Consider the following 26,540-nt stretch of genomic DNA (forward strand, 5'->3'; position numbering starts at 1 on the left):
GACCGAGGTCAGCCGTTGACCGGGGTGAGGGCGCGGCCCTCGGCGAACCAGCTCGTCAGGTTGTCGATCACCAGCTGCCCCATCGCACGCCGCGTGGCCTTGCTCGCCGACCCGACGTGGGGGAGCAGGACGGCGTTGTCGAGGTCGATCAGCTCCTGCGGGACGTTCGGCTCGTCCTCGTAGACGTCGAGGCCCGCCGCTCGGATCGTGCGCGTCTTCAACGCCCCGATGAGCGCGGCCTCGTCCACAACCGTGCCGCGCCCGATGTTGACGAGCACGCCGTCCGGACCGAGCGCCTCCAGCACCTCGGCGCCAACGAGGTGGCGGGTGGCGGCGTTGCCCGGCACGACGACCAGCAGCGTGTCGACGTCGCGCGCCATCTCCAGGAGCGACGGGTAGTAGCGGTACGGGGCGTCCTTCCGGCTGCGGTTGTGGTAGCCGACGGTCATCCGGAAGGTCTCGGCCCGCTTCGCGATCGCCTCGCCGATCCGGCCTAGCCCGAGGATGCCCAGCTTGCGACCGGTCATGGTCAGGTCCGTGAGCGGGTAGGGCCCCTCGGCCGCCCACCGCCCCGCGCGCAGGTACCGCTCGGCCTGCCCCAGCTCGCGCACCGTCATCAGGAGCAGCGCGAGCGCGGTGTCGGCGACCTCGTCGTCCAGCACGCCGGGGGAGTTGGTGACGATCACCCCGCGCTCGGTGGCCGCGTCCACGTCGACGCTGTCGTAGCCGACGCCGAAGTTCGCGACGATCTGCAGGTTCGGGAGCCTGTCGAGCAGGGCGGCGTCGACGCGCGCGTGTCCGCCCAGCGCGAGGCCGCGGACCTCGGGGCCGCGCTCGGTGAGCAGCGCGTCGCGGTCGGCGGCCTCCCAGAGGCGGATGAGCTCGAAACGTTCCTCGCAGCCGTCGACGACGACGTCGTGCATGGGGCTTGGCATCAGGACGGTCGGACGGGTCATGACCTCAACTCTGCTAAACGCCGGGGTCCGGAGCGGCACCGGCCCGGACTATCCGGATCGCGAATACTGGTAGCCGCAGATGGTGATTGACCGGCTCTGCGACGGATGTCCATCATGCGACACGCACCGTCACCGTGGACTGGAGCTGTCACCCATGTCGCTGACCCGTCGCCTCCGCCTCACCGTCCTGCCGGTTGCGCTGAGTCTGGTGCTGGCGGCCTGTGGGGGAGGTGCGAGCTCGAACGCGCCTGCGTCCCCATGCGATACGTCCGATGACTTCCCGAGCCGCCCGATCGAGCTGATCGTGCCGTGGGCGGCGGGCGGTGGCACCGACAGCGTCGCCCGGTTCATCGGCACGCAGCTGGCCGAGCGGCTCGGCACGCAGGTCAACGTCGTCAACCGGACGGGCGGCGGCGGGGTGGTGGGGCACAGTGCCATCGCCACGGCCCGGCCCGACGGTACGACGATCGGAATGGCCACCGTCGAGATCACCATGATGCACTGGCAGGGCCTCACGGAGCTCACGTACGAGCAGCTCACGCCGATCGGGCAGGTCAACTCCGACCCGGCGGGCGTCACGGTGCGGAGCGACGCGCCGTGGGCCGACGTGTCGCAGCTGCTCGCCGAGGCAAGGGCGCAGCCGGGGGCGACCACGGCGTCCGGCACCGGGCGGGGCGGGATCTGGGACCTCGCGCGGGCCGGGATGCTGCTCGACGCGGGGCTGCCCGCCGACGCGATCCGCTGGGTTCCCAGCGAGGGTGCGGCACCGGCGCTGCAGGAGCTGGTGGCGGGCGGCGTCCACGTCTCCACGGCGAGCCTCGTCGAGAACAAGACGATGATCGAGGCCGGGCGGGCCAAGGCCCTCGCCGTCATGGCCGAGGAGCGACTGCCGAACTTCCCGGACGTGCCGACGCTGCGCGAGCAGGGCATCGACTTCACGATGGCCGCATGGCGCGGCATCGCCGGGCCGGAGGGCCTGCCGGAGGACGTGGTGGGTGAGCTGAGCTGTCACCTCGACGGGATCGTGCACAGCCCCGCCTACGAGGAGTTCATGGGCACGGCGGGCTTCGGGATCGTGTGGCGCAACGCGCAGGACTTCGGCGCGTACCTCGCGGCGCAGGACGCCGAGAAGGGCGAGATCATGCGAGCCGCGGGGCTCGCCACGTGACCGAGCTTGCGAGGTCACCATTCAACACAGCACGACCCGTCACGGGGCCGACGAGCGCTAGGGAGGTCCCGTGACGACCGGAGAGCCCGCGTCCGTCCCGTGGCGCCACGACCTCGTCGGCGGGTTGCTGGCCGCCGCTCTCGGCGCGGCCGTCGTGCTGCACGTCCGCACGTTCCCCGAGCTCCCGGACGGTCAGCCAGGGCCCGCGCTCTTCCCCGGCATCGTCGGCTCGCTGCTCGTGCTCTTCGGGCTGGTGCTCGTCGTGAGCGCGGTGCTGGGCAGGGGCGAGCCGTCGGCCGACCCCGATGCGGGTGTCACCGCGCAGGGCAGGTTGCGTGCGCTTGCCGTGCTCGGTCTCGTCGTCTGCTACCTGCTGCTGGCCGAGACGCTCGGCTTCATCGTGACGATGGGCGTCCTGCTGTTCCTGCTCATGTGGCTGCTCGGGGCCCGCCCGCTGGTCGCGGCGCTCGCCGCGGCGGCCACCACCGGGTTCATCTTCCTGGTGTTCGAGGAGCTGCTGCTCGTCCCGCTCCCGGAAGGGCTCTTCGGCTAGTGCCCCCCGCCGGAAGTCCGCCGAATAATTCGGCGGCCCAGGTCCACGCTGGCCGCACCGGCCGGCGGGCCGAGTACGTCCAGTACGAGGCCCGCCGTCCGGCGCGGCCAGCGAGAACCTGGATCCACCGACTTACCCAACGGACTTCCGGCGGGGGGCACTAGTGGGGGACCTCGCGACGGCGCTGGGGATGCTCGCCGACCCCACCCTCATCCTCGTGGTGCTCGCCTCGGCGGTGTACGGCCTGTTCATCGGGGCCATTCCCGGGCTCTCGGCGACGCTGGCGACGGCGCTGCTGGTGCCGTTCGTGTTCTTCCTCGATCCGCTGCCGGCCATGGCCGCGGTCATCACGATGTCCGCGATGGCGATCTTCGCGGGCGACCTGCCGTCGGCGCTCGTTCGCATGCCGGGCACGCCCGCGAGCGCGGCCTACACCGAGGACGCCTACCTGCAGACCCGGGCCGGCCACGGGGCGCGAGCGCTCGGCGTGGCGCTGCTCGGCTCGGTGATCGGCGGGATCGCCGGCGCGGTCGTGCTCATGGTGGCGGCGCCGCTCCTCGCGGAGTTCGCCCTGCTGTTCACCTCGTACGAGTACTTCTGGGTGGCGGTGCTCGGCCTGACCGCCTCGGTGATCATCTCTCAGGGGTCGCAGGTCAAGGGCGCGATCTCGCTCCTCATCGGGCTGCTGCTCTCCACCGTCGGGATCGACATCGCGCTGGGATACGCCCGATTCACGTTCGGCAGCACCGACCTGCTGCAGGGGATCAGCTTCATCCCGGCGATGATCGGGCTCTTCGGCCTGTCGGAGGTACTGCGGAACGCACTGAGGCCGAGCGGGCCGGTGGAGGTCATCAAGCTGCGCACGCAGGGCATGTTCCGCGAGACCGTCCACACCCTCCGGCGGTACTGGCGTGGCATGGTCAGCGGAAACGCCATCGGCAGCGTGATCGGGGCGCTGCCCGGCGCAGGCGGTGACATCGCCGCGTGGGTCTCCTACGCCGCCACGAAGAACGCCTCGAAGGAACGGCACCTCTTCGGCAAGGGGGAGGGCCACGTCGAGCCGATCGTGTCGGCGGGTTCGGCCAACAACGCGGCGCTGGCCTCGGCGTACGTCCCGACGCTGGTGTTCGGCATCCCGGGCGACACGATCACCGCGATCCTGCTCGGCGTGCTGCTGGTGAAGGGAGTCCAGCCCGGTCCCGAGCTGTTCAACACCGACGCCCCGCTGCTCTACGGGGTCTACCTGATCTTCATCCTGGCCAACCTGCTGCTGGTCCCGCTCGGGTATCTCGCGATCAGGGGCAGCTCGTGGCTCCTGCGGGTGCCCACCTCGGTGCTGATGCCGGTGATCGTGGCTTTCTGCGTCGTCGGCTCGTTCTCGATCAACAACGGCTACCTCGAGATCGTGATCATGCTCACGCTCGGGGTGCTCGGCTACCTGCTGGAGCGCTCGGGGTTTCCGCTGGCACCGGTGGTGTTGGGGCTCGTGCTGGGGCCGATCGTCGAGAAGAACTTCATGCAGAGCGTGATCAAGACGAACTGGGACCTCACCCAGTTCCTGACCAGGCCGATCAGCGCCGTGCTGCTCGTCGTGACCGTTCTGGTGCTCGTCTATCCGCTCCTGCGCGGGCTGGTGCGGCGCCGACGTCCGGTTGACGCATCCGGGTGATGGGTACCACGATCCCCCAGACATCTGATGAGTGAGCCCGAGAGGACGAAGATGTCCGAGAGCACCGAGAAGCCAACCGGGATCGAGACCACAGACCCGTACACGCTCACCGCGGACGGCATCAAGGAGCCGCCGGTCGGCTGGCGGGCGAGCATGCGCTACTTCGGTCCCGGCCTGATCCTCAGCGCCTCGATCGTCGGGTCCGGCGAGCTGATCGCGACCACCGCGCTGGGAGCGCAGGCCGGATTCGTGCTGCTCTGGCTGGTCATCGTCAGCACGCTGGTGAAGGTGGCGGTCCAGATCGAGCTGGCGCGGTGGACCATCGCCACCGGCCAGCCCGCGCTCACCGGCTACGCCAAGGTCCCCCCGAAGATCTTCGGGATCGGCTGGGTGAACCTGCTGTGGGCGGTGCTGGCGCTGTCCAAACTGCTGCAGCTCGGCGGCATCATCGGCGGCACCGCCGTCGCGTGCAGCATCCTGCTGCCGATCGGGGGTGACCCGCTGGCGTTCGTCTCCCTGCTGTTCTGGACCACGGTCCTCGCCATCGTCAGCATCACGCTGCTCTACTCCAACCGCTACTCGCTGATCGAGCGCGGCGCGGCGCTGCTCGTCGTGACGTTCACGGCCATCACGGTGCTCATCGCGCTCGGCCTGCCGGCCACGCCGTTCGCCTACGGGCTCGACGACCTCGGCAGCGGTCTGATGTTCCTCATCCCGGCCGGGGCGCTCGGTGCCGCACTGGCGATGTTCGGCATCACCGGCGTCGGCGCCGACGAGATCACCTTCTACACGTACTGGTGCGTGGAGAAGGGCTACGCGCGCTGGGTGGGCCCGAACGACGGCAGCGAGGCCTGGGTTCGGCGGGCCAACGGCTGGATCCGCGTGATGTACAAGGACGCGATGGTGTCCTGGGTGATCTACACCTTCGGGACGATCGCGTTCTACCTGATGGGCGCGGCGGTGCTGAACCCGCAGGGCCTCGTCCCGCAGGGCAACGGCCTGATCACCACGCTGTCCCGGATGTACACCGACACCATGGGCGAGTGGGCGAGCGTCGTCTTCCTGCTCGGCGCGATCGCGGTGCTCGGGTCGACGATGTGGGCGGCGATCCCCAGCTGGGCCCGGATGTACACGAACCTGCTGGCCACGTTCGGGGTGCTGGACTGGCAGGACCCGGTCGCCCGGCTCAAGTGGATCCGGATCTTCACCGTCGCGCTGCCCCTGCTGTGGGCCGTGATCTACCTGACGATCCAGTCACCGGTGATCATGGTGCAGATCGCGGGCGTGATGACGGGGATCTTCCTCATCGGCGTGGTGTGGGCCGTGTACTGGCTGCGGCGCAACGAGACCGACCCGCGGCTGCACGGGGGGCGGGCGTTCGCCGTCTGCCTCGCCGTGAGCAGCGCGGCGATCGCGTTGCTCGGGGCTTACTCGCTGCTGGACGTCGTCGGGATCATCTAGCGCCCAGAACCGCGGGATCGAGGTAGCGCTCGACGTCCTCCTCGGTCTGCTGCAGGTGGGCCTCCATCGCGGCCCGTGCCTGCACCGGATCGCCCGCCTCGATCGCCTTCAGGATCGCGGCGTGGCGGTCGAGGGCGTGGCTGCGGAAGTCCGGCACCGCGGAGGTCTCCTGGCGCATCGCGCGCAGCACCGACGTGAGCGGCTCGAACAGCGCGTCGAGGAACACGTTGTCGGCCGCCTCGAAGAGCGCGGCGTGGAACGCGAGGTCGGCATCCGCGGTGGCGGCGACATCGCCGCGAGCGTGCCCGTCGAGCATCTTCTGGTGCATCGTGCGCAGCCGCTCGAGGTGGGACTCCTCGCGGCGGACCGCGGCGAGCTCGACGATCGCGACCTCGACGGCCCGGCGGGCCTCCAACAGCCTGCGGGGCAGCAGCAGAGGGTCGCCGCCCGCGCGGCTGCGGGCCAGTAGCAGCCTGCCGTCGAGCGGGGACCAGATGCTGGTCGGGTTGACGAGCGTGGACCGGCCCTGTTGCACGTCGAGCACGCGGGTGGGCACGAGCGAGCGGATCGCCTCGCGCACGGTGAGGCGGCTGACGCCGAACCGGGCGGCGAGCTCGGACTCGCTCGGCAGCGGCCCGCCGATCGGGAACGTGCCGTCGAGCACGAGGTCCAGCAGCTGTTCGGCCACGACGTCGGCTCGCCCTGGGCGCATCTACTCACCATAGAGGGGGTGGCAGGGCGGCGACGGGGGCGCCTGGGTGACCATTCTCCTACTCTGGGTGCGTGGGAGACGGCGTCGAGCGGCAGCTGGAGTGGCTCCGAGCGCGTGCCGTCGTCGCCACCGACATGTCGTTCACGATCAGCGATCCACGGCAGGCCGACAACCCGCTCGTGTGGGTCAACCCGTCCTTCAGCGCGCTGACCGGCTACTCCTCCGAGGAGGTACTCGGGCGCAACTGCCGGTTCCTGCAGGGCCGCAACACCGACCGCGTCGCGGTGGGGCGCGTCGCGCAGGCGCTGCGCGAGCGCCGCCCGATCACCGAGGTGCTGTTGAACTACCGCCGCGACGGCACGGCGTTCTGGAACGAGATCGCGATCTCACCGGTCTTCGACGGCGCAGGCGATCTCGCCAACTTCGTCGGCGTGCAGAGCGACGTCACGGAGCGGGTCGTGGTAGAGCAGGAGCGCAGGGCGGCGCTCGCCGAGGCCGAGGAGGCCCGCGCGCAGCTGCGGATGCTCGCCGAGGCCACCACGCAGATGACCGCGGCGCTCGGCGTCGTGGACGCGTGCGAGCGCCTCGCCCGCAGCCTCGTTCCCGAGCTCGCCGACCTGTGCGCCGTCGATGTGCTGGACGTGCCGGGGCGCGGGGTGCCGCGCAGGCTCGCCGTCGCCGCGCGGGAGCCGGTGGACGAGGAGCGCCTGCGCGACCTCGGACGGCTGCGCAACTACCACGTGGGCGGCGGCAGCGACACCGGCCACGTACTGGCGGGCGATCGCCCGTTGCTCGTGCCGGAGCTGCCCGAACGCGGCGCCGACCGCTACCCGGAGGACCCGGCCGCTGCCACTGTCTACGACACGCTGCGCCTGCGGTCGGTGATGGTCGTGCCCGTCCGGGCACGGGGCCGCGTGCTCGGGGCGCTCACGCTGCTCACCCAGCATCCGTACGGCCGCCGCTACGGGCCGCGCGACCTGCACCTGGCCAGCGACATCGCGGGCAGGGCCGGGCTCGCGATCGACAACGCCCGGCTGTACGAGACCGAGCACGCCGCCGCCGTCACGCTCCAGCGCAGCCTGCTGCCCGAGGTGTCGGGCGTCGCGGGTGTGCAGGTGGCCGCGAGGTACTTGGTCGGCGTGGACGGCAACCAGGTCGGCGGCGACTGGTACGACGTGCTCGACCTGCCCGACGGCGCGCTCGGCCTCGCGATCGGCGACGTCGCGGGCCACGACCTGCGCGCGGCCGCCGCGATGGGGCAGCTGCGCGGCGTGCTGCGCTCCTACGCGTGGGACGGCGGGCGCCCCGGGTCCGTACTCGACCGGTGCGATCAGCTGGTGCAGGGCCTCGAGATGGCGGCGATGGCCACGGCCGTTTACGCGCGCGTCGAACCGCCGGACCCGGACGGCGGGCGGATGCTCTGCTACGCCAACGCGGGCCACCCGGCGCCGCTGCTCGTCGAACCCGACGGCACGCTCGTGCGGCTGGACGAACAGCGTTCCCCGATGATCGGCGCCGTCCGCAGCCTCGGCAGGCGCGCCGGGCCCGGCCGCGCCGAGGCGGTACGCCGCTGCCCGCCCGGCACGCTGCTCGTGCTCTACACCGACGGGCTCACCGACGTCGTCGGCGAGGACGCGGACAAGCGGACCGCGCTGCTGGAACGGACCGTCGCGGAACTGCCCGCCGACGCGCCGGCGGACGACGTCGTGGAGCGGGTGCTCGAGGCGTGCAGCCCGCGGCGACTGCGCGACGACGTCGCTCTGCTGGCCGTCCGTCTCGATCGCTGACCGATCGTCGACAACCGAGTCTTTGCAGGTGGGAGCGCCGAGCGGCGTTAACGTACCGTTCCACCGCCTACCCCGCGGTAAGGCGCCACTCACGGATCACGTGCCGCCGCTCGGCGTATGGACCATCGGTACGGCGGTGCCGAGAGGCGGGGTGGAGTTGACTCTGCGGCGGATCGTCTGTCCCCGGGGGCGGGGCCGACGACCGGTCGAGGGGGACACGTTGCAGATGGTCGCGGTTCCGGAGATGCCTGTCTCCGAACCGGTGGCGGGCGCCGCCACCGGTAGCTCGGCCGTTCCCGCATCCCGCGCCGTGGCCGTCGCGGTCAGCCCGATGGAGCTGCTGCGGCCCGAGTCGCACCTGGCCGAGCTCATAGCGGGCTTCCCGCAGGTCGAGCTGCTTCTTGCGGCCGATGACAGCCAGCCAGATCCCGAGGACGACCTCGACCAGCTGGGTGACGAGCTGCGGTCGAGCGCAGCCCGGCTCGATCTGCCCGGGCTCGCGCTGCATCGGCTCGGCCTGGCCAACCCGCTGCCCGTCACCGCGGAGGGCGATCTGGTGGCCGCGATGAGCGAGCTGGTGGGCTTCGACCCGGAGCAGGGCCTGTACTGCCTGGCCCCCGCTCCGGCGCCGTCCGACCCTGCTCTCGCCGTCGTCGAGCGCGCCGTGCAGCGGATCGCCCGGGTCTACGGCATCCCGCTGCTGCGCTACCGGTGCCTGGAGTTGGCGGTCGTCAACTAGCGCGGTGACCAGATTCGTTGCCGGGTCTGGTCGGGTGGGGTGCGCTCCGCGTCGCTTCGCGATCGCTGCGCGACCCTTGACTCGCGAGCCTCTGCGACCCCTCCGGGCAGTAGCACGGGCAGGCCACAGGCCTGCCCAGATGGGCGCGCGGCGCCACCGGAGGCGTTCCGATGGACATGATCAAGGCTTCGGGCGGAAACCGGCGAAAGCGACCCGGGGACATGCCGAATTGCTGATCAAGCCACCGTCCCGGGGACACTGCGGCGATCAAGGCGAAATGGTCGCTAGTTGATCTTCGATCGCGACCATCAGTCCTTGATCAACACGCTGACCTGCCGGTATCGGGCGTGAGAAAGGGCGGGTCCGCCCGGACCCGCCCTGTTCGTTCGACCCGCTCAACTCGCCATCGCGATGCCGCGCTGCTCGAGGATCACCCGTCGCTCAGCTTCCGCGAGGCCACCCCACACACCGAACGGCTCCCGAGTCTGGAGCGCGAACTCACGGCACTGCTCGATCACGGGGCAGCGCCGGCACACTTCCTTCGCCTGTGCTGTGCGCCGCGCGCGCGACGGGTTGCGTTCCCCGTCGGGGTGGAAGAAGACGCCGCTGTCCATGCCCCGACACGCTCCCAGGCGTTGCCACTGCCACGCGTGGTCCATGGGGCCGGGGAGCCGCGAAACGTCGCTCATCGTCACCTCTTGTCGTTCGTGCCCGACGTTCCGGGCGACCGAGGTGCTGGTTCCCACGACGATCGGCGGCCAAACACATCAAGCCGACGACTACTCGGATGTGGCGCAGTTCACATCCGACTGGAGGTTTCTCGCCAGGTCAGGTGGCTGCGAGCGCACGCTCCACGGTGTCGTGGATATCGAAGAGTGGGATCAGGCCGGCGATCGTCAGCGGTCGCAGAACGCGGCGCGCGGTGCAGGCCAGCCGCAGCTCGACTCCTGCCGTGTGGGCGGCTTCGCGCACTTCGATGAGCACCGCGAGCCCGCTGGTGCCGAGGAAGCTGACGCCGTCCAGGTCGAGCACGACGAGCTCCACGCCGGCGTCGGGCTCGAACTGGTCGAGCACGACGAAGCGCAGCTGTGGTGAGGTGAGCATGTCGACCTCGCCGCCGACAGAGATGACAACCTGCCCGGAGGCCGGGCGCGTGGTCGACAGCGTGATCTGGTCGTCGGCATCGCCCCCTCGTCGGATCGAGGAGGGGTCCGCCTGCAGGTTCTCGCGCGTCTCGGACATCGGTCGCCACGGTAAGGGTCAGCGCCGTTACGTGCCACCGGAAGCAGACGGGCGGCCCGGCCGGGTCAGGCGGAGGGGACCCGGTCCGGGCCGCCCGCAGGGTGCGGATCGGTACGGACGATCAGCGCGCCGGCGGCTATGCGCGGGCGGCGGCGACGCCGTTGCGGTCCGCGGAGTCGGTGTTGTTGGTGCCCCGCGTGGCGCTCTCGCCGAGTTCGGTGCCGAGGAGCTTGTGCAGGCGGGCCATCTCGTTGCGCACGCCCTCGTGGAGCGAGCCGATGCGGCGAAGCTCCTGCTCGGCGGCCTCGCGGCGGCGCTTGAGGTCCTGGTCGCTGCGGTTGAGCACCTCCTTGGCGCGGGCCTGCGCCTCGGAGAGCACCTTGTCGGCCGCGGCGCGCGCGTCGTCGGTGATGCGGCTGGCGTCGTCGCGGGCGGCGGCGAGCATGGCGGCGGCCTGCTGCTCCCGCTCCTGGATGGCGACGTTGCGCTGGGCCGCCTCCTGGTCGAGCTCGGCCGAGCGCGCGATGAGCTTCTGCTCGACCTCGTGGCGGTGCCGCTCGGCGTCGGCGCGGGCCTGCTCCACGAGGCCGGTGGCCTCGTTGGCGGCGCGGCTGCGGACGTCGGCGGCCTCGTGCTCCGCGAGCCGCAGGATCTTCTCGGCACGGAAGCCGAAGCTGTCCTGCGAGATCGGGCCGTCGGCTTGCTGGGACCGGGCGTTGCGCAGCTCGCCCTCGAGGGCGCGGGCGTGCTGCTCGGCGGCCTTGCGCTGGGTCTCGGCCGCGTTGACGCGCTCACGGAGCTCGCGCAGCTGGGCATCGACCTGGTCGCGGTCGTAACCGCGGCGGACGATGTCGAACGAGGCTCCGGCGGGGGACGGTAGGCCCCCACTGCTGTGGATGGAGTTCGGCGGGGTGCTGATCGTCACGGCGAGTAGTGTGTTCGCTCGAACCGGTGTTCCTCCATATGGAGTCGGCGGGCGGATGCCTTCCTGCGTCCGGCGGTGTTCGGCATCACTGCAGCGCACAGCCTCGTGGGGCGTGCGGTCGACGAGCTGCGGCCTGCGGCACCCTCGCCGCGCAGCCGCGTGACGTGCGAAGATCGCTTTTTGGAGCCGCGGCACCCAAAGCCAACGCAACAACGCTAAGTAGCCACCGAATCACTGAACGTAGTGAAGTGTGACTTCGCACACCTAGCGTGGACTCCACACAAGGCCGGCGCTGTGTGAGGTCCAGGCTCGGTGTGTGAAGTCGCCCTGATCGAGGTACGTGACCGCACGTCGCGGCCCTCCTCGCGCCGTCCGTCCGATTTCATCTCCACGCATGGGACTGTCGCGGCGTTCGTTCCTCCGGCGGTCGGCGGCGGGGGTCCTGCTGGCCGGGAGCACCGACGTCCTGCGGATCGCATCTCCACCGGCCGGGTACGGCCCGCTCGTCGACGACCCGGCCGGGCGCATGGCGTTGCCGGCGGGGTTCGCGTACGCGGTCGTCTCCGAGGCGGGAACCACGATGCTGGACACCGGCGAGCCCACTCCGCGCAACCACGACGGCACGGGTGCGTTCGCCGCCCCCGGTGGCGGCACGGTGCTCGTGCTCAACCACGAGATCCGCGAGGGGGCGGGCACGGAGCTGGCCGTGCCGCACCTCGACGGGCTGGTCTACGACCCCGCTGCGGCGGGCGGATGCACGATCGTCACGACCGACGCGCACGGCGGGCGGGTGTCCGAGCGGGTCGGGATCGCGGGCACGTCCACCAACTGCGCCGGTGGCGTGACGCCATGGGGGACCTGGCTGACCTGCGAGGAGACCGAGGCGCGGGCCGGCGAGCGCGGGTACGGACGCGACCACGGCTACGTCTTCGAGGTGGACCCGTTCGACCGGGCGGCGCTCGTCGACCCGCGCCCGGTGAAAGCGCTGGGGCGCTACTCCCACGAGGCCCTCGCGGTGGACCCGGCCGCAGGCGACATCTACCTCACCGAGGACGCCTCTGGCCCGAACGGGCTCGTCTACCGCTGGATGCCCCCTCCGGGCTTCCAGAGCGGCCGTGGGGCGCTGCGCGGGCTCGGCGCCGCCGACGGGGTGCTGGCCGCCATGCGCTGCACCGACGAGGCCGGCAAGCACGTGGAGGACCTGGCGCGGGCCACGTCACCCGGCACCACCTACGCCGTGGAATGGGTGGAGGTGCCCGACCGGGACGCCCGGGACGAGTCGGTGCGGAGACAGCTCGACGACGGCCGCGTCACCCGTGCCCACAAGCTGGAAGGGGCCTGGTGGGCGCCCGGGGAGAACGGCACCGGCGGGGCGTACATCGTGTCGAGCTTCTCCCGCAACCATCGGGGACAGGTGTGGTTCTACGACGCGCGCCGATCGACGTTCACGCTGCGGCTGCTGTTCACCGGCGATGACGACGGCTGCGACGGGCCGGACAACATCAGCGTCTCGCCGTACGGCGGCGTGCTCCTCGCCGAGGACGGCAACGGCGGCAACCACCTCGTGGGGGCCGCCGAGGACGGCACGACGTTCCGGCTCGCCCGCAGCGAGCGCGGCAGCGAGTTCACCGGCCCGGTCTTCAGCGCGGACGGCCGCGTGCTGTTCGCCAACGTGCAGGTGCCGGGCACGATGTTCGCCATCACCGGCCCCTGGGGTTGACTGAGGCTGTGTCCGAAGCCGTCGACCGCTCCTGCGACCGCACCCGCGCCTGGGTCACGGAGGCCATCCGCCGCGTCGAGGCCGATGCCAACCGCTCGGCGGACACCCACCTGCACGTCTTCCCGCTGCCGCCGGACTGGGGCATCGACGTGTACCTCAAGGACGAGTCGGTGCACCCCACCGGCAGCCTCAAGCACCGGCTGGCCCGATCGCTCTTCCTCTACGCGCTGACGAGCGGCTGGATCGTCGAGGGCACCACCGTGGTGGAGGCGAGCTCCGGCTCGACGGCGGTGTCGGAGGCGTACTTCGCGCGGCTGATCGGGGTGCCGTTCGTGACGGTGATGCCGCGGACCACCAGCCCGGAGAAGATCGCGCTGATCGAACGCTACGGCGGGCGCTGCCACTTCGTCGACAATGCGCCGGACATGTACGCGGAGGCCCAGCGGCTGGCGCAGGAGTCCGGTGGGCACTACATCGACCAGTTCACCTACGCCGAGCGGGCCACCGACTGGCGGGGCAACAACAACATCGCCGAGTCGATCTTCGAGCAGCTGGCGATGGAGCGGTTCGCGGTGCCGGAGTGGATCGTCGTGGGGGCCGGCACGGGCGGCACGTCGGCGACGATAGGGCGCTACCTGCGCTACCGCCGCCACCCCACCCGTCTCGCCGTCGTCGACCCGGAGAACTCCGCGTTCTTCCCCGGCTGGACGACCGGTGCCCCCGACTACGCCACCGGGATGCCGTCGCGCATCGAGGGGATCGGCCGGCCGCGGATGGAGCCGAGCTTCGTGCCGACGGTGATCGACCTGATGATCCCCGTGCCCGACGCGGCGAGTATCGCCGCCGTCCGCCACCTGCGTGATGTGACCGGCCGGTGGGCGGGCGGGTCGACGGGCACCAACCTGTGGGGCGTGTGGCAGCTGGTGGCACGGATGCGGGCGGCCGGGGTGCGGGGCAGCGTCGTGACCCTGATCTGCGACGGCGGCGACCGCTACCAGCACAGCTACTACGACGATGACTGGCTGCGGCGGCACGGCCTTGAACTCGCGCCGTACGAGGCGACGCTGCGGCACTTCTTCGCGACGGGGGAGTGGAAGCACGCATGATCGTTCCGAGATGCGCCCGAGCGCCCTTGGCGGGGCGCCGAGGCGCATGTCGGATCGATCGATCGTTCCCAGATCGCGGTTTCCGCCCTGCCGAGGGCCGCGAGCCCAGCCTCGGAACGATCACTCGGGGTTGATCGATCCGAGGTCAGCGGACCCGCCCTCGCGAGGGCGATGAGACGGATCTCGGAACGATCATCGGGGTGGGGGAACCGGATCGGCCCGGCCGTCGTCAGTGCGGGCCATGCCGATAGATCTACGCCAGCCGTTCCGCGGGACCGACGCCGTCGCCGCCGGGGTCGTCACGCCGAAGATCCTGCGGGGGCCGCGCTTCCGCCGCCTGTTCAGCGGGATTTACATCCGGGCCGACGTCGAGGTCACCTTCGAGGTGCGCTCGCGGGCCGCGTACCTGCTCCTCGACGGAAGCGGCGTGCTCGGCGGCTTCTCCGCCGCCGAGCTACTGGGGGCCTCGTGCGGACCGCTCGACGCCCCTGCCGAAGTCGTCGTTGTCTTTGGAGGCGTGCGGACCCGGCCCGGGCTGCTCGTGCGGCACGACGAGCTCGCGCCCGACGAGGTCACCCACGTGGCGGGCTGGGCCGTCACCAGTCCGCTGCGCACGGCGTACGACCTCGCCCGCCGGTTGCCGCTTGTCGAGGCGGTGGTTGCCCTCGATGCGCTGGCGTTCGCGCAGCAGATCGTCCCGGCCGATTTGCAGGGCTATGAGCGGTGTGATCGTTCCGAGAGGCGGCTGAACGCCCCTCGGAGGGCGCTTCGGCGGCATCTCGGATGGATCATCGTTGTCCTGATCGTTCCAAGGTGTGGCTTTTCGCCCTCGGGAGGGCGCTCTTCCGCATTTCGGAGCGACCAGCGCTCGCCGGTCTGACCGCCGCCGTACGGGTGGCGTTCACCTGTTCGTCGTAGCCGCCGGTCACGATCTCGCCCGGCCACCACTCGGTCGGGTGAACCCGGCCGGCCGCTCCCCCGAACTGGAGATCCACCATGACCGAGGCTCTGTCCCGCCGCGGGTTCCTCAGCCGAGGCGCCGCCGCAGGCGTCGTGCTGCTCGGTGCCAGCGACGTGCTGCTCACCGCCCCCAACGCCGCCGCCGCGCCCGCGGCACCGGGGTACGGGCCGCTGGTCCCCGACCCGGCAGGGCGCCTCGCGCTTCCGCAGGGCTTCCGCTACTCGATCGTCACGGAGGCCGGAGTCACCAAGCTCGACTCGGGCGAGCCGACCCCGAGCCACCACGACGGCGCAGGCGCGTTCCGCGGGCGGGCGGGTGGCACCACGATCGTCTACAACCACGAGATCCGCGATCCCTTCGCCACGACGCCGCTGCCAGTGCCGCACCGCGACGGCGTGACCTACGACCCGGGCAGCGCGGGCGGCTGCACGATCGTCGAGACCGACCGGGACGGCAACCGCGTCCGGGAGTACGTCGGCGTCGCCGGGACCTCCACGAACTGCGCGGGCGGGATCACGCCCTGGAACACCTGGCTGACCTGCGAGGAGACCGAGGATCGGGCCGGCGCGGGCGGGCGGACGAAGGACCACGGGTACGTGTTCGAGGTCGACCCGTTCGACATGGCGGCCAACCGCGACCCGCAGCCGATCAAGGCGCTCGGGCGGTTCTCGCACGAGGCCGTCGCGGTCGACCCGATGCGCGGCGACATCATCCTCACCGAGGACGCCTCGAACCCCAACGGCCTGCTGTACCGCTGGGCGCCGCCGCGGGGCTACCGGGGGCGCAAGGGCGGCCTGCGCGCGCTCGGCCCGACCGACGGTGACTTCGGTGCGATGCGGTGCACCGACGCCGCCGGGGCGCACGTGGACGACCTGTCGCGGGCCATCGAGGTCGGCACGACCTACGACGTGAAGTGGGTCCCGGTGCCCGACCGCGACGCGCGCACGACCTCCACCCGCAACCAGTTCGGGCCGGCGGAGATCACCCGTGGGCGCAAGTTCGAGGGCGCGTGGTGGGGCGACAACGGGGCGTACATCGTCACGAGCTACGCGCGCGAGGAGAGCCCGGTGCCGCACGACGGGCAGGTGTGGTTCTACGACCCGAGGCGCTCCACGCTCACCCTGAAGCTGCGGTTCGCGCCAGGCGGCGAGTTCGACGGACCGGACAACATCACCGTCTCCCCGTGGGGCGGGCTGATCCTCGCAGAGGACGGCGAGGGCGTGCAGCACCTGGTGGCCGTCACGGAGGGCGGCGAGGCGTTCGAGCTGGCCCGCAACCAGGTGGTGGGTGACAGCGAGTTCGCGGGGCCCGTCTACTCACACGACCGGAAGGTGCTGTTCGCGAGCATCCAGACCCCGGGGATCATGTACGCGATCACGGGCCCGTGGAGGAACCAGCGCTGACGCCTCAGAGCGCTCGCCGGGCCAGCGCGGCGAGCGCAAGGCCCGCCACGGCACACAGCCCGATCGCCGCGGACAGGGAGCTGGCCGCGGCGATCGCACCGACGGCGGGTGGCCCGCTGAACGAGCCGGCGTAGCCGACGACGGTGACGGCCGCGATCGCGCTCGCCGGGTTGGCGGCCTCGGGCGCCGCGCCGATCACCGTTGGTGCGACCAGCGCGATCCCGGCACCGAGCACGGCCCACCCGGCGACCGCAGCCGGAACCGACGGGGCGAGCGTCACCAGCGCCGTGCCGGCCGCCGCGACGAGGCCACTGGTCCGCACCACACGCACTCGGCCGACGCGTGCCGCGATCCGGTCACCGAACAGGCGCACGACGGCGAGCGCCGCCACCGTCGCCGTGTAGCCGGCGGCGGCGAGGCCGGCGCTCGCTCCGTGCTCGGTGCGCAGGTGGATGCCGGCCCACGCCGCGGCAGCGCCTTCGACGAGGAACCCGCAGAACGCGACGGCGCCGATCAGGACGAGTCGCCGGTCCGGCCGCGCGAGCAGCCGCGGTGCGGCGCCAGCTGCTGTCGGCGCCGCCACGGCGGCGGGCAGCGCGGCGAGGGCGGCGACCGTCCCGACCGCCGCGAAGTGCACCGGGAGCGGGACGCCGGCCGTGGCCGCCGCGGTGGCCACGGCGGCGCCGAGCAGCACGCCAGCGCTCTGCCCGGCGTGCAACGTGGCCAGCACCGGGCGATGCGCTCGTGACTCGAGCCGGACGCCCGCGGTGTTCATGGCGACGTCGACCACGCTGTTCGCCGCGGCCCACCCGGCGGCGGCCAGAACGAGGACGCCGAGCGAGGGCGCGATGGCGAGCACCGGCACCCCGCCCGCGTAGAGCGCGAACCCCAGCCGGAGGCCGCGCCGGCAGCCCAGCAGGGCGACGAGCGCCGCTCCCGCGGGCAGGCCGGCCAGCGCGCCGCCCTCGATGCCCAGCACGACGAGCGCGACGTCGGCGATCGACAGGTCGAGGCGCTGCGCGGTGTCCGGGAGCCGGGCGGCCCACGTCGCGGTGAGCACGCCGGTGGCGAGGAAGACCGTGACGTGGGAAGCGAGCACATCACAAGTGCAACCCTCGGCAGCCATGACGGCAAATACGAAGTGGGCATGGCAGTTCTAAACTCGGCGCATGCTGGACGTCGACCGGCTCGTCACGTTGCGCGCGGTGATCGTCGCGGGCTCGTTCTCAGCTGCGGCCCGGGAGCTGCACCTCACGCAGCCCGCCGTGTCCCGTCAGGTGGCGCTGCTGGAGCGGCAGGTCGGTGTCGAGCTCGTGCGGCGCACCCGCCGCGGCGTACACCCGACCGAGGCCGGGCGGGTGCTGGCGGGGCACACGGACGCGGTGGTCGGGCGGCTCGAGCTCGCCGAGGCCGAGGTCGCGGAGCTCGCGGGCGTGCGCAGGGGCACCCTGCGGCTGGGCTCGTTCTTCACCGCGCTCGTGCACCTCTCGACGGAGCTGGGTGCGGTGTTCGGCGAGCAGCACCCCGAGGTGGTCATCACCGACGACCTCGTCGACCGTCGCGAGGCGCTGGCGAAGGTGGCGGCCGGGTCGCTCGACCTCGCGATCGTCTTCGAGCACGACGCGGAACCCGGCCCGGCCGGGGGCGAGGAGATCGCCATCGTCCCCCTGTTCGACGACCCGCTGCGGGTGCTGCTGCCGGCCGGCCACCCGTGCGCCGACCGATCCGCGGTCGACCTGCGCGACCTCGTGGCCGACACGTGGGTCCGAGCCCACGACGGTTCGGCCGCCCGACTCGTGGACCGGGTGCTCGGGGCCGCCGACATCGCCCCTCCGGTCCTGCTCGCCGGGCACGGCGACGAGCCGATCGAGGCCCAGGCACTGGTCGCGGCGGGCAGGGCGGTCACGGTCGCGCACGCGCTCAACGTGATCAGCGTGCCGGCCCGCATCGCCGTCCGTCCGGTCAGCGGCCTCCGCGCCGCACGGCACGTCCAGGCGGCGGTGCTGCGGGACCAGCGCAGCCCGCTCGTCCTGGCAGCCCTCGAGGCCCTCCGGAAGATCCGCCCGCTGGTCGAGCCGTGACGGCGCCAGGCGAACGCTGGCCGATTAGCGGAGGTTGGGGCGTCGGCCCTACTCGACTGCCGGGGAACGCCTCCTTCAGGCGTAGACGCGGGGCGCGGCGGCGCCCGCCATCGGCACCGCGCGGCGTTCCAGCTTTGCCGCCGCGGCCAGCAGCTCGGCCTCGGCACCGGGACGGCCGACCAGCTGCACGCCAACCGGACGCCCGCCGATCAGGACCGGCGCCACCACGGCGGGCAGGCCCGCGAGGTTCCAAGCGGGGGCGCAGGAGAGCCGGCCTGCAGTGGTCAGGAGGCTCGAGGTGTAGCCGTGGCCGAGCATGGCGCCCGCCCGCAGCGGCGGCTGGGCGGTGGCGGGGCCGAGCAGCACGTCGAACTCGCCGTCGTCCATCCAGCCGAGAACGCGCTCGCGCCACGCGGTGGCGGTGTCCGGTCGCGGCGGTGTGAAGCGCAGGACGCGGCGGCCCTTGCGCACCACGGTGGCGGTGCACCGTTCCGCGGCGCGCATGTCGAGGTCGAGCGCCTCGGCGTCCATGGCCACGCCGGCCAGCCAGCGGCGCATCCACTGGGTGGCGAGCCCGCGGGGGTAGGGAGGGTCGGCGAAGGTGACGATCGCGCCGCCGGGCCCGGCGCGCAGCCGGGCGGCGGCGCCGATCGCGGCGGCCCTGTGGTCGGCGTGCAGCGCCCTGGCCGGCCACGGGGCGCGCAGCGACAGCGCGATGCGGCGCGGCCCCGGCACGTCCAGGTCGATCGGTTCCCCGGCGAGCACGCCCAGCATCAGCGCGGCGTCCTCCGCGGTGCGGGCCATCGGGCCGGTGGCGCCCAGCCCGCACCAGTGCTCGTCCGCCCCGCGGGGCAGGGGCACCACGTGCGGGCCTGGCTTGAGCCCGACGAGGCCGCAGCAGGCCGCGGGCACCCTGGCCGCGCCGCCGCCGTCGGTGGCGAGCGCCAGCACCGCCATCCGGGCGGCGACGGCAGCGGCGGCGCCGGAGCCGCCCGGGTCGAGGGACAGGTCGAGGGGATTGCGCGGCGCCGCCTGAGTGGCCTGGGTGAAGGACCACACCGCGAGCTCCGGCATCCGCACCTTGCCGACGACGACGGCGCCCGCAGCGCGCAGCCGCTTCACGAGCTCGTCGTCGCGGCGGGCCGGGTCGGCAGTGGTGGCGGCGGACCCGTGGCGGGTGGGGTAGCCCGAGACGTCGATGTCGTCCGGCACGGCGACCGGCACGCCGGCCAGCGGGAGCGCGAAACGGTCGGCTCGGGCGTCCACGCCGCCTGCCTCCGCGAGCACCCGGACCGGGTCGTGCTCGGCGAAGGCACCGACCTCCGGGTCGTGTTCGGCGATCCTGGCCAGGTGGGCGCGGGCGACATCGACCGCGCTGCTGCGCCCGTCCCGCACCCGCGACACGATCTCGGCTGCGGTGAGGCCGGTCAGGTCGAGTGCGTCCATCTGCCAACCATGGCAGCAAAGGCGCTGATCATGGGGATGACCCGCCGCACGGACCCCCGGTCGGGGGGTGTCGATCTTGTCAGTTGGCCGCGGGCTCGAGCGCCTGCGGCACGCCCTCCGCGATGTCGAAGAGCCCCAGCAGGCCGGTGGCCTCCAGTGCGCGGGTGACGATCCGGGAGCCGGGCACGAGCCGCAGCGTGTGCCGCCTGCGGTCGGCCTCGTCCTTGGCCGCGACGAGCACGGCGAGACCGGCGGAGCCGAGGAACGTGACGTCGGTGAGGTCGAGTACCAGCAGCGGGACGGCCGCTACCTGCTCGTCGAGGCGCGTGCGCAGCACTGGGGCGGTGAGGGTGTCGATCTCCCCGACGACGTGCACGACCCGCGCGTCGGGACCGTGGCTGACCACGTCGAACCGTACGACCTCGCCGATCTCGTCGCTCTCGTCGGTGGTCCCGTGGTCGGCGGGGATGTCGCCGCTCATGCGCACCGGCTCCTCGATGTGGGTGTCGCGGACTCGGGGTGCGGTCTGTCCTCGCGGGCCGCTGTTCAACCCTACGGACGGCCTCTGAGGCGCACAACAACACCCCCCTGCTCACGCCGACGGCGCTCCTAGCCCGCGATGATCGACGCTTCGCGGTTGTCGAAGATCGCGTTGTCGCCGTCCGGCACGACAGCGGAGCCCTTCAGCATGATCCCCGACCGGTTGGCGAAGATGAGGTTCCCCGCGATGTCCACGTCGCCGTCGATGTCGACGTAGACGCCGTACCGCCCGTTCTCGCCGAGGGTGTTCGCGCGCAGGGTGGTGAGCGCGGCCTCGCTGACGACGCGGATCCCGTCCTGCTGGTTCCCGCGGCTCTGGTTGTTCTCGACGAGGTTGTTCTGCGAGGTCTGGGTGATGCCGATCCCGGACTCGGTGTTGTCGTAGACCCGGTTGTCGCTGATGACGTTGTCGTTCGACTCGTTGACGTTGATGCCCTGCGCCGCGTTGGCGAACGTGTCGTTGCCTTCGATCGTGTTCCCGTTCGACCGCAGGTACACCACGATGCCGTGGTGGTTGTTGCGGTAGACGATGTTGTCGCGGATCACGTTGTCGGTGCAGTCCTCGGCGAGGATGATGCCGTGCTTGCCGTTGTCGTGGACGATGTTGCGTTCGATCGTCAGGTTGTGCGAGCCCGTGTGCGGGTCGATGCCGTAGAGGATGTTGTCGTGGAACTCGTTGTCGGCGACGACGAGCCCGCCCACCTCGTAGCTGTACAGGCCGAAGTAGTTGTGCGACACCAGGCTGTTCGTGATCTTCCCGCCGGTGCCTTCCGTGCGCCACGACAGGCCGTAGGACTCGACCTCTCCGTGGCCGAGGTAGCGGATCTCGGCGTTGTCGATGGTCATCTGCGTGCCGTCGCGGGCGAGCAGGTAGCCGCGGCCGTCGGCGGGCTCGGTGTCGACGGTGCCCTTGGCCGGGTCCCATGACGTGATGCACGCGCCGCTCACGTCGATGTTGCCGCCGAACGCCTTCACGGAGGCGTAGCGGCCGGCTGTGCTCAGCAGCTTGAGCCAGCGGGTCGTCGGGGCGGCGATCTGCACGGACGTGCCGGGTAGCACCGCGAGGTCCGCTCCGAGCAGCCACTCGCCCGGCGCCTCCTCCCTGAGCAGGTCCGGGTTGCCGACGGCCTGCGCCAGCGCCGGCAGGGTCACGCCCTGCCCCGCCGAGAGCACCACGGCGTTCTGGGCGGGGTCGAAGCGCGCCTGGACGCCTTCCTGCGCGGCTGCGGCCGGCCCTTCGGGGGCCTCCCGCGTGCACGGGCGGGCCGGGTCGACCTGGACCGCGGCGGCCAGCTCCTGCCGCACCAGCTGCTGCGGCTCCGGCGGGATGCTCCCGATCACGGCGAGCGCGATCGCGCCGCCCAGCACCACGAGCGTCGCTACGACAAGGGCGGCCCGGGCCGTGATCTGTGAGGTGTTCATCCACTCGCTGCTCTCTGTCGTAGGTCGAGTAGCGCCGTCCCTGTTCGACCAGCGGGCGTCTGGCGGGAGGCTCGGTCAGCCCGTCGCGCCGACGGGCACCGGCGGCAGCCGGCGCCTGCGGACGCCCGCTCGCCGCTGCCGGGTGGTGTGCACCTGCTCGAGCACGATGGCCAGCAGGATCAGCGGCAGGCCGATCGCGCTGAGCAGGTTGAGCGGTGGCAGGCTGAGGTCGTTCGTTCCGTGCTGCTGGATCGGCCCGCGCAGCGCCTCGAGCGCGTGCACGCTGGACCCGGTCAGGTGGAACGGGCTTCCGGGCATCGCGTTGACGCCCAGGTCGAGGGCGTCGATGCGCACCTCGTCGGCGCGCACGAGGTCGGGCGAGCGGGAGTGGATGCCCTCCGCGGCGCCGTCGATCGTGATGCCGGAGATCGTGCAGGCCGCCGCGACGTCGATCCCGGTGGTGCCGCCGGTGATCCGGCCTCCGATGATCTCGGCGTCCGTGCTCGCGGTCCGCACCGCGTCCGATGCGACGTTGCGCGCCATGAGGTCCGCGATCACCACGCCCGTGGTGCCAGGGGTCGTCACGACACCGTCGCGCCCGCCCTCCACGACGAGCCCCGCCAGGCGGATGCCCACGGCACCGCGCTCGACCCGCACGGCCGCGCGCGAGTCGCTGATCCGCACGCCGCTGAGGAGGACGTGCTTGCCGCCGATGCCGACGCCCGCCACGCGGGATCCGTCGATCGACGAGTCGCGCAGCTCGAGCCCGTCGGTGCTCTTCTCGACCACGACACCGCGCCGGCCCCCGGACGTACGCACGTGGTCGAGCGCGATCCGGGCGCTGCTGACGTGCACGTACACACCGGCGGGCTGGTCGGTGGCGCTGAAGTCGGTGACGCGCAGGTCGGTGGAGCGGTTGATCCGCAGGCCGCCCGACTGATCGCCGGTGGTGGCGATCCCGGAGAGGGTGGTGCCCGTCTGGCCGATCACGACCACGCCGTAGCCGCCGTTGCCGCTCGTCGTGATGCCGGTGACCGCGCGGTCGCTGCTCTCCCCGGCGACCACAACGCCGTTGTCGCCGTTGCCGACGGCCCGGATCCCCTTCATGGTCGTGCCGCGGTCGCCGGTGAGCACGAGCCCGTCCCCGACCGACTCGGTGAACGCGACGTCCTCGAGGTGCACGGCGTCCGATCGGGACAGCTCCACCCCTGTGGTGTTGCGCTGCAGGGTGGTGCGCACCAGCGAGCCCAGCGCGCCCAGGTTGAACGTCACGCCTGCCCGGCCGCCGTCGATCCCGGTGGACGGGGTGCCGAGGTCGCTGATCGTCGAGTCGACCGCGTCGAACCGGCCGCGCGCGGACACGGCGACGAAGGGACGGCCCGGTGACGTGGGCGCGACGGCCTGCCGGGTGGCCGGGTCCGCCGAGGTGAGCGTGACGCCCTTGAGCGACACGCGGCCGCTGCCGGTGTAGATCGCCGCGGCGTCCTGCGGGGTGGCCCCGCCGATCAGCTCGAGGCGCTTGATCGGGTCGCCCACCTCGAGCGCGGTGCCCGGGGTGAGCACGATCGCCGCGCTGAGCGTGGCGGTGCCGTCGGACGTCGCGAGCCAGTCACTCGGCAGCGCCCTGTCGAGCGTGCTGATCGTGATGGCGCCGCCGCCCCTGCCGATCTGGCGGGTGAGGCGTCCGTCGGTCACCACGTCGATCCGGTTCGTCCGCACGACGGCCATCCGGTGCGGGCGGCCCCGCTTCTCCCACGTCACGCGGACCTTCCGCGCGGCCTCGGCGCGCTTGGCCGCCGCCCGAGCGGCCCGCGCCGCGGCCTGCGCCCGTGCCCGCGCCTGAGCCGCGGCGCGCTCTGCGGCCTCCGGGTCGGGCGGGGGTACCTGCAGCGGCACCGCGACGTGGACAGCGGTCGGGGCGGCTGGGTGCACCCTGGCCGGCGCGGGTGCCGCATTCGCGACCCCTCCGAACAACTCACCGCTCAGCAGGACGCCGACGGTCCCGAGCACCGCTCCGGCCGCGGCTAGCCTGCCCAACCGGTGCCGCCCAGTCATACCGCCGCCTCGGTGCGCGGCTCGCTCGGCTCCTCCGGCCGCTGCGCGGCTGCGTGCTCCTGCCGCGGCGACTCCTGCTTCTCCTCCAGCTGCGTCACCGGCTGGGACGTGCGCACCACCTCGCCGTTCTCGACGGCGACCTGGCGGGTGAGCCAGCGCTGACGGCGGATCGTGAGCAGCGCCTGGATCTTGATGAGGGCCATGACCCACGAGACGAAGACGTAGCCGGGGACGAGGAAGAAGCTGGACGGCTTGCGCCGGATGTGCGGCAGCAGCTTGGCCGAGCGACTGATCTGCCACCACAGCGCGAGCACTGTCGCAAAGATCCAGTTCTGGTGGACGAGCGCGACCACCATGAAGATCGGGCCCAGCAGGAGCGTGAAACCGCTGACGGCCTTGTCGATCATTGTGTAGGCGAGGAACGGGTGCCGCCACACCCAGCGCCGCGACAGCGCCCGCAGGTCAGAGCGCCACGTGTTGCGTGCCCAGCGCAGCCGCTGGCGGAAGAAGATCCGCCACTGGTCCGGGAAGGTGGACCAGACCTCGGCCGTGCGCTGCATGTACGTGAGGTGGCCGCGTTCGAGGATGAGCGTTGTGAGGCGCTTGTCGTCGCCCGACAGGCAGGGAACGCCCCAGAACGTCTCGTCCATGAAGTCGCCCTCGATCTCCAGCAGGAGCGCGCGCCGGTAGATCGCGGTACGGCCGGAGAGGCACGAGACGGCCTTGCCCAGGTAGGTCTGGCTGGCGTTCTCGTCGAAGTAGCGGTGGTCGAGGAACATGTCCGTGATCCGGGCCAGGAACCCGCGTCCGCCGTAGACGGACTGCCGGGTGCCGACGCCACCGATGCGGGGGTCGGCGAACGGCTTGCACACCTCGATCGCGACGTCGGGGGCCCAGACGGTGTCCGAGTCGACGAGCGCGACGAGGTCGGTCGTCGCCCTGCGCCAGCCTCGGCGCAGCGCGTCCCGCTTGCCGGGCACTGTCGTGACCACGACCGTCACCGGATAGCGGCGGGCGATCTCCTGGCAGATCCGGTCCGAGGCGTCGATGACGAGGATGACCTCCTCGACGTCGTTGGCGAGCCACGACTCGATCGCCGCCGCGAAGACGTGCGGGTCCTCCTGGTAGACCGGCACGACCAGGCTCATCGACAGGCGGTGCTCCTCCAGGACGGGCCGGTAGAGCACCGCCGGAATGCGCCGCACGAGCCAACAGCCCCAGCGGAACAGGCCGAGCAGCCCCAGGGGGGTGCCCAGCACGTAGTAGTAGATGGGGAGGTTCATGCCGGCTCGCGGTCGGAGCCCGCCATGGCGCGGGCCCGCATCTGGTCGGGAGCCGCGGCGTGGGTGGCGGTGTCGACCTCGTCCGACACGATCGCGGCGAGGCGGTCGTTGGTCTCGACCACGGCGGACAGCAGCGGCATGTCCACGCCGATGGTGTCGGCGAACCCGAGGAAGCCCTGGGTGTCCTTCGGCAGGCACACGCCGCCGTAGGGGGCGCCGCCGCGGATGCCGTACTGGGGGTTGATCGAGCCTTCCGCGGAGCGGGCCACGGTGGCGGCGATCGGGTCCAGGTCGAGCCCGAGCTTCTGGGCGACCAGCCACATCTCGTTCCAGAAGCTGATCTTGGTGGCGTTGAAGATGTTGTGCGCGCACTTGATGAACTCGGCCTCTGCCGGGTCGGCGAAGGTGCGCAGCTCGCCACCGAAGGGCGAGAGGAGGAGGCGCAGGCGGTCCACGGTCTCGGGATCGCGGCTGGCGATCACCGTCATCCACGGGTGCGCGAAGTCTTCCGCCGCGGAGACCGCGCGCAGGAACTCGGGGTTGGAGGCCAGCCCGAAGCCATCGCCGACGGCCCGGCCGGCCTGTTCCTCGAGCACCGTGCGAACCAGGCCTTCTGTGGTGCCGGGCGGCACGGTGGAGCGCACGACCACGGTGTGGTGAGCCTGCGCGGTGGCGAGGGCGCGGCCGACGGCAGCGGTACCGGCGGTGAACGCCGCCAGGTCGTAGCGGTGCCCCTCGTTGGGCGTGGGCAGGGTCAGGAAGATCAGCGAATCCGGCTCGCCGGTCAGGTCGATCTCGGTGCGCACGTCCAGGCCACGCTCCCGCAGCTCACGCACCCGCTGCGGCGCGATGTCGATGAACGTGACGTCGTGACCGGCCGCCAGGAAGCCCTCACCCGTCGCCGTTCCGACGACGCCTGAACCCATGATGAAGATCCTCGACGACTGCATGGAATTGCACCTTCCCCTATTTCTGAGCGGTCGAACCTCTCGCGTCAGGGGAGATGGTTCCGCAATCCGGCGGCGCCACGATCGTGTAACCGCTGATTACGGGCAGTATCCGGGCACTGTGGGCTATTGGTGGCTCGGCAGCCTGTCTCGGCAGCTCAGCGGGGAGATGCGGCTCTCCCTGGCCCTCCTCGGCCGATCCGCTCGACCGGTGTCGTTCAACCTTGCGTAACCAGCTTTGTGACGTGGATCACTGACAAATGCACCTGGTCCGGTGAATCCGGGGCAATTATTGGACCACCCGTATCCATCCCGGAAACAGCCGTTCGGGTGGCGCCCGGGCTCCACCCGCCGCAAAAATGAC

At 71.9% G+C, this 26,540-nt stretch carries 23 protein-coding genes; 11 read left to right on the forward strand and 12 right to left on the reverse strand.

The window, feature by feature from the left end; genetic code table 11:
- Nucleotides 1-8 precede the first annotated feature (8 nt).
- Complete coding sequence (locus tag K1T35_RS08040) at nucleotides 9-956, reverse strand: 2-hydroxyacid dehydrogenase (protein WP_220259528.1); 948 nt, start codon at nucleotides 954-956, stop codon at nucleotides 9-11.
- Between the two features lie 154 nt (nucleotides 957-1,110).
- Here K1T35_RS08040 and K1T35_RS08045 point away from each other — a divergent pair, with 154 nt between their 5' ends.
- The 4 genes from K1T35_RS08045 (at nucleotide 1,111) to K1T35_RS08060 (ending at nucleotide 5,807) form a co-directional block, all read left to right on the forward strand.
- A complete protein-coding gene (locus tag K1T35_RS08045) occupies nucleotides 1,111-2,124 on the forward strand; it encodes a tripartite tricarboxylate transporter substrate binding protein (protein ID WP_220259529.1) in 1,014 nt (337 codons plus the stop codon).
- Nucleotides 2,125-2,194: 70 nt separating this feature from the next.
- On the forward strand, nucleotides 2,195-2,677 hold the full coding sequence (locus K1T35_RS08050) for a tripartite tricarboxylate transporter TctB family protein (RefSeq protein WP_220259530.1): 483 nt from the start codon (nucleotides 2,195-2,197) through the stop codon (nucleotides 2,675-2,677).
- A gap of 163 nt (nucleotides 2,678-2,840) precedes the next feature.
- Nucleotides 2,841-4,346, forward strand: coding sequence for a tripartite tricarboxylate transporter permease (locus K1T35_RS08055; RefSeq protein WP_220259531.1), 1,506 nt, complete (start codon nucleotides 2,841-2,843; stop codon nucleotides 4,344-4,346).
- Nucleotides 4,347-4,397: 51 nt separating this feature from the next.
- Nucleotides 4,398-5,807: an Nramp family divalent metal transporter gene (locus tag K1T35_RS08060; RefSeq protein WP_220259532.1), complete on the forward strand. Its 1,410-nt coding sequence runs from the start codon at nucleotides 4,398-4,400 to the stop codon at nucleotides 5,805-5,807.
- Here the strand turns inward: K1T35_RS08060 and K1T35_RS08065 are convergent.
- The gene (locus K1T35_RS08065) at nucleotides 5,800-6,519 is read right to left on the reverse strand and encodes a FadR/GntR family transcriptional regulator (RefSeq protein WP_220259533.1); all 720 of its coding nucleotides are present in this window, start codon (nucleotides 6,517-6,519) and stop codon (nucleotides 5,800-5,802) included. The genes K1T35_RS08060 and K1T35_RS08065 overlap by 8 nt on opposite strands.
- Before the next feature lie 71 nt (nucleotides 6,520-6,590).
- Between K1T35_RS08065 and K1T35_RS08070 the strand changes: the two genes are divergently transcribed.
- Together K1T35_RS08070 and K1T35_RS08075 are read left to right on the forward strand one after the other, a co-directional pair.
- Nucleotides 6,591-8,306: a GAF domain-containing SpoIIE family protein phosphatase gene (locus K1T35_RS08070; RefSeq protein WP_220259534.1), complete on the forward strand. Its 1,716-nt coding sequence runs from the start codon at nucleotides 6,591-6,593 to the stop codon at nucleotides 8,304-8,306.
- A 244-nt stretch (nucleotides 8,307-8,550) separates the two neighbouring features.
- Nucleotides 8,551-9,045 (forward strand): hypothetical protein, encoded by a 495-nt coding sequence (locus K1T35_RS08075; RefSeq protein ID WP_220259535.1) that lies wholly within the window; start codon nucleotides 8,551-8,553, stop codon nucleotides 9,043-9,045.
- A gap of 395 nt (nucleotides 9,046-9,440) precedes the next feature.
- Here the strand turns inward: K1T35_RS08075 and K1T35_RS08080 are convergent, their stop codons facing one another.
- The 3 genes from K1T35_RS08080 to K1T35_RS08090 form a co-directional block, all read right to left on the reverse strand.
- On the reverse strand, nucleotides 9,441-9,734 hold the full coding sequence (locus K1T35_RS08080) for a WhiB family transcriptional regulator (protein ID WP_142105004.1): 294 nt from the start codon (nucleotides 9,732-9,734) through the stop codon (nucleotides 9,441-9,443).
- Between the two features lie 139 nt (nucleotides 9,735-9,873).
- On the reverse strand, nucleotides 9,874-10,287 hold the full coding sequence (locus K1T35_RS08085) for an anti-sigma factor antagonist (RefSeq protein ID WP_220259536.1): 414 nt from the start codon (nucleotides 10,285-10,287) through the stop codon (nucleotides 9,874-9,876).
- 136 nt (nucleotides 10,288-10,423) lie between these two features.
- Nucleotides 10,424-11,212 (reverse strand): hypothetical protein, encoded by a 789-nt coding sequence (locus tag K1T35_RS08090; protein ID WP_220259537.1) that lies wholly within the window; start codon nucleotides 11,210-11,212, stop codon nucleotides 10,424-10,426.
- Nucleotides 11,213-11,606: 394 nt separating this feature from the next.
- Between K1T35_RS08090 and K1T35_RS08095 the strand changes: the two genes are divergently transcribed.
- From K1T35_RS08095 to K1T35_RS08110, 4 genes are all read left to right on the forward strand, one after another.
- Nucleotides 11,607-12,932, forward strand: coding sequence for an alkaline phosphatase PhoX (locus K1T35_RS08095; RefSeq protein WP_220259538.1), 1,326 nt, complete (start codon nucleotides 11,607-11,609; stop codon nucleotides 12,930-12,932).
- A gap of 8 nt (nucleotides 12,933-12,940) precedes the next feature.
- Entirely contained in the window at nucleotides 12,941-14,038 is a 1,098-nt protein-coding gene (locus K1T35_RS08100; protein WP_220259539.1) for a PLP-dependent cysteine synthase family protein, read from the forward strand.
- A 232-nt stretch (nucleotides 14,039-14,270) separates the two neighbouring features.
- A complete protein-coding gene (locus tag K1T35_RS08105; RefSeq protein ID WP_220259540.1) occupies nucleotides 14,271-14,918 on the forward strand; it encodes a hypothetical protein in 648 nt (215 codons plus the stop codon).
- Between the two features lie 116 nt (nucleotides 14,919-15,034).
- Complete coding sequence (locus tag K1T35_RS08110; RefSeq protein ID WP_220259541.1) at nucleotides 15,035-16,402, forward strand: alkaline phosphatase PhoX; 1,368 nt, start codon at nucleotides 15,035-15,037, stop codon at nucleotides 16,400-16,402.
- 4 nt (nucleotides 16,403-16,406) lie between these two features.
- Here K1T35_RS08110 and K1T35_RS08115 read toward each other — a convergent pair whose 3' ends face one another.
- Nucleotides 16,407-17,501: an MFS transporter gene (locus K1T35_RS08115; RefSeq protein WP_220259542.1), complete on the reverse strand. Its 1,095-nt coding sequence runs from the start codon at nucleotides 17,499-17,501 to the stop codon at nucleotides 16,407-16,409.
- A 70-nt stretch (nucleotides 17,502-17,571) separates the two neighbouring features.
- On the opposite strand from K1T35_RS08115, the gene K1T35_RS08120 reads away from it, so the two are divergent.
- On the forward strand, nucleotides 17,572-18,483 hold the full coding sequence (locus K1T35_RS08120; RefSeq protein ID WP_220259543.1) for a LysR family transcriptional regulator: 912 nt from the start codon (nucleotides 17,572-17,574) through the stop codon (nucleotides 18,481-18,483).
- A gap of 75 nt (nucleotides 18,484-18,558) precedes the next feature.
- On the opposite strand, the gene K1T35_RS08125 is transcribed toward K1T35_RS08120, so the two are convergent.
- From K1T35_RS08125 to K1T35_RS08150, 6 genes are all read right to left on the reverse strand, one after another.
- Complete coding sequence (locus tag K1T35_RS08125; protein WP_220259544.1) at nucleotides 18,559-19,929, reverse strand: amidase; 1,371 nt, start codon at nucleotides 19,927-19,929, stop codon at nucleotides 18,559-18,561.
- A gap of 79 nt (nucleotides 19,930-20,008) precedes the next feature.
- Nucleotides 20,009-20,410 (reverse strand): STAS domain-containing protein, encoded by a 402-nt coding sequence (locus K1T35_RS08130; protein WP_220259545.1) that lies wholly within the window; start codon nucleotides 20,408-20,410, stop codon nucleotides 20,009-20,011.
- A 128-nt stretch (nucleotides 20,411-20,538) separates the two neighbouring features.
- Nucleotides 20,539-21,891, reverse strand: a complete 1,353-nt coding sequence (locus K1T35_RS08135; RefSeq protein ID WP_220259546.1) for a nitrous oxide reductase family maturation protein NosD — start codon at nucleotides 21,889-21,891, stop codon at nucleotides 20,539-20,541.
- A 75-nt stretch (nucleotides 21,892-21,966) separates the two neighbouring features.
- Nucleotides 21,967-23,946: a right-handed parallel beta-helix repeat-containing protein gene (locus tag K1T35_RS08140; protein ID WP_220259547.1), complete on the reverse strand. Its 1,980-nt coding sequence runs from the start codon at nucleotides 23,944-23,946 to the stop codon at nucleotides 21,967-21,969.
- Complete coding sequence (locus tag K1T35_RS08145; RefSeq protein WP_220259548.1) at nucleotides 23,943-25,229, reverse strand: glycosyltransferase; 1,287 nt, start codon at nucleotides 25,227-25,229, stop codon at nucleotides 23,943-23,945. The genes K1T35_RS08140 and K1T35_RS08145 overlap by 4 nt, the downstream gene beginning before the upstream one ends.
- A complete protein-coding gene (locus tag K1T35_RS08150; RefSeq protein ID WP_220259549.1) occupies nucleotides 25,226-26,179 on the reverse strand; it encodes a 2-dehydropantoate 2-reductase N-terminal domain-containing protein in 954 nt (317 codons plus the stop codon). The genes K1T35_RS08145 and K1T35_RS08150 overlap by 4 nt, the downstream gene beginning before the upstream one ends.
- Nucleotides 26,180-26,540 lie beyond the last annotated feature (361 nt).

The sequence above is a fragment of the Pseudonocardia sp. DSM 110487 genome (assembly GCF_019468565.1).
Classification (GTDB): domain Bacteria; phylum Actinomycetota; class Actinomycetes; order Mycobacteriales; family Pseudonocardiaceae; genus Pseudonocardia.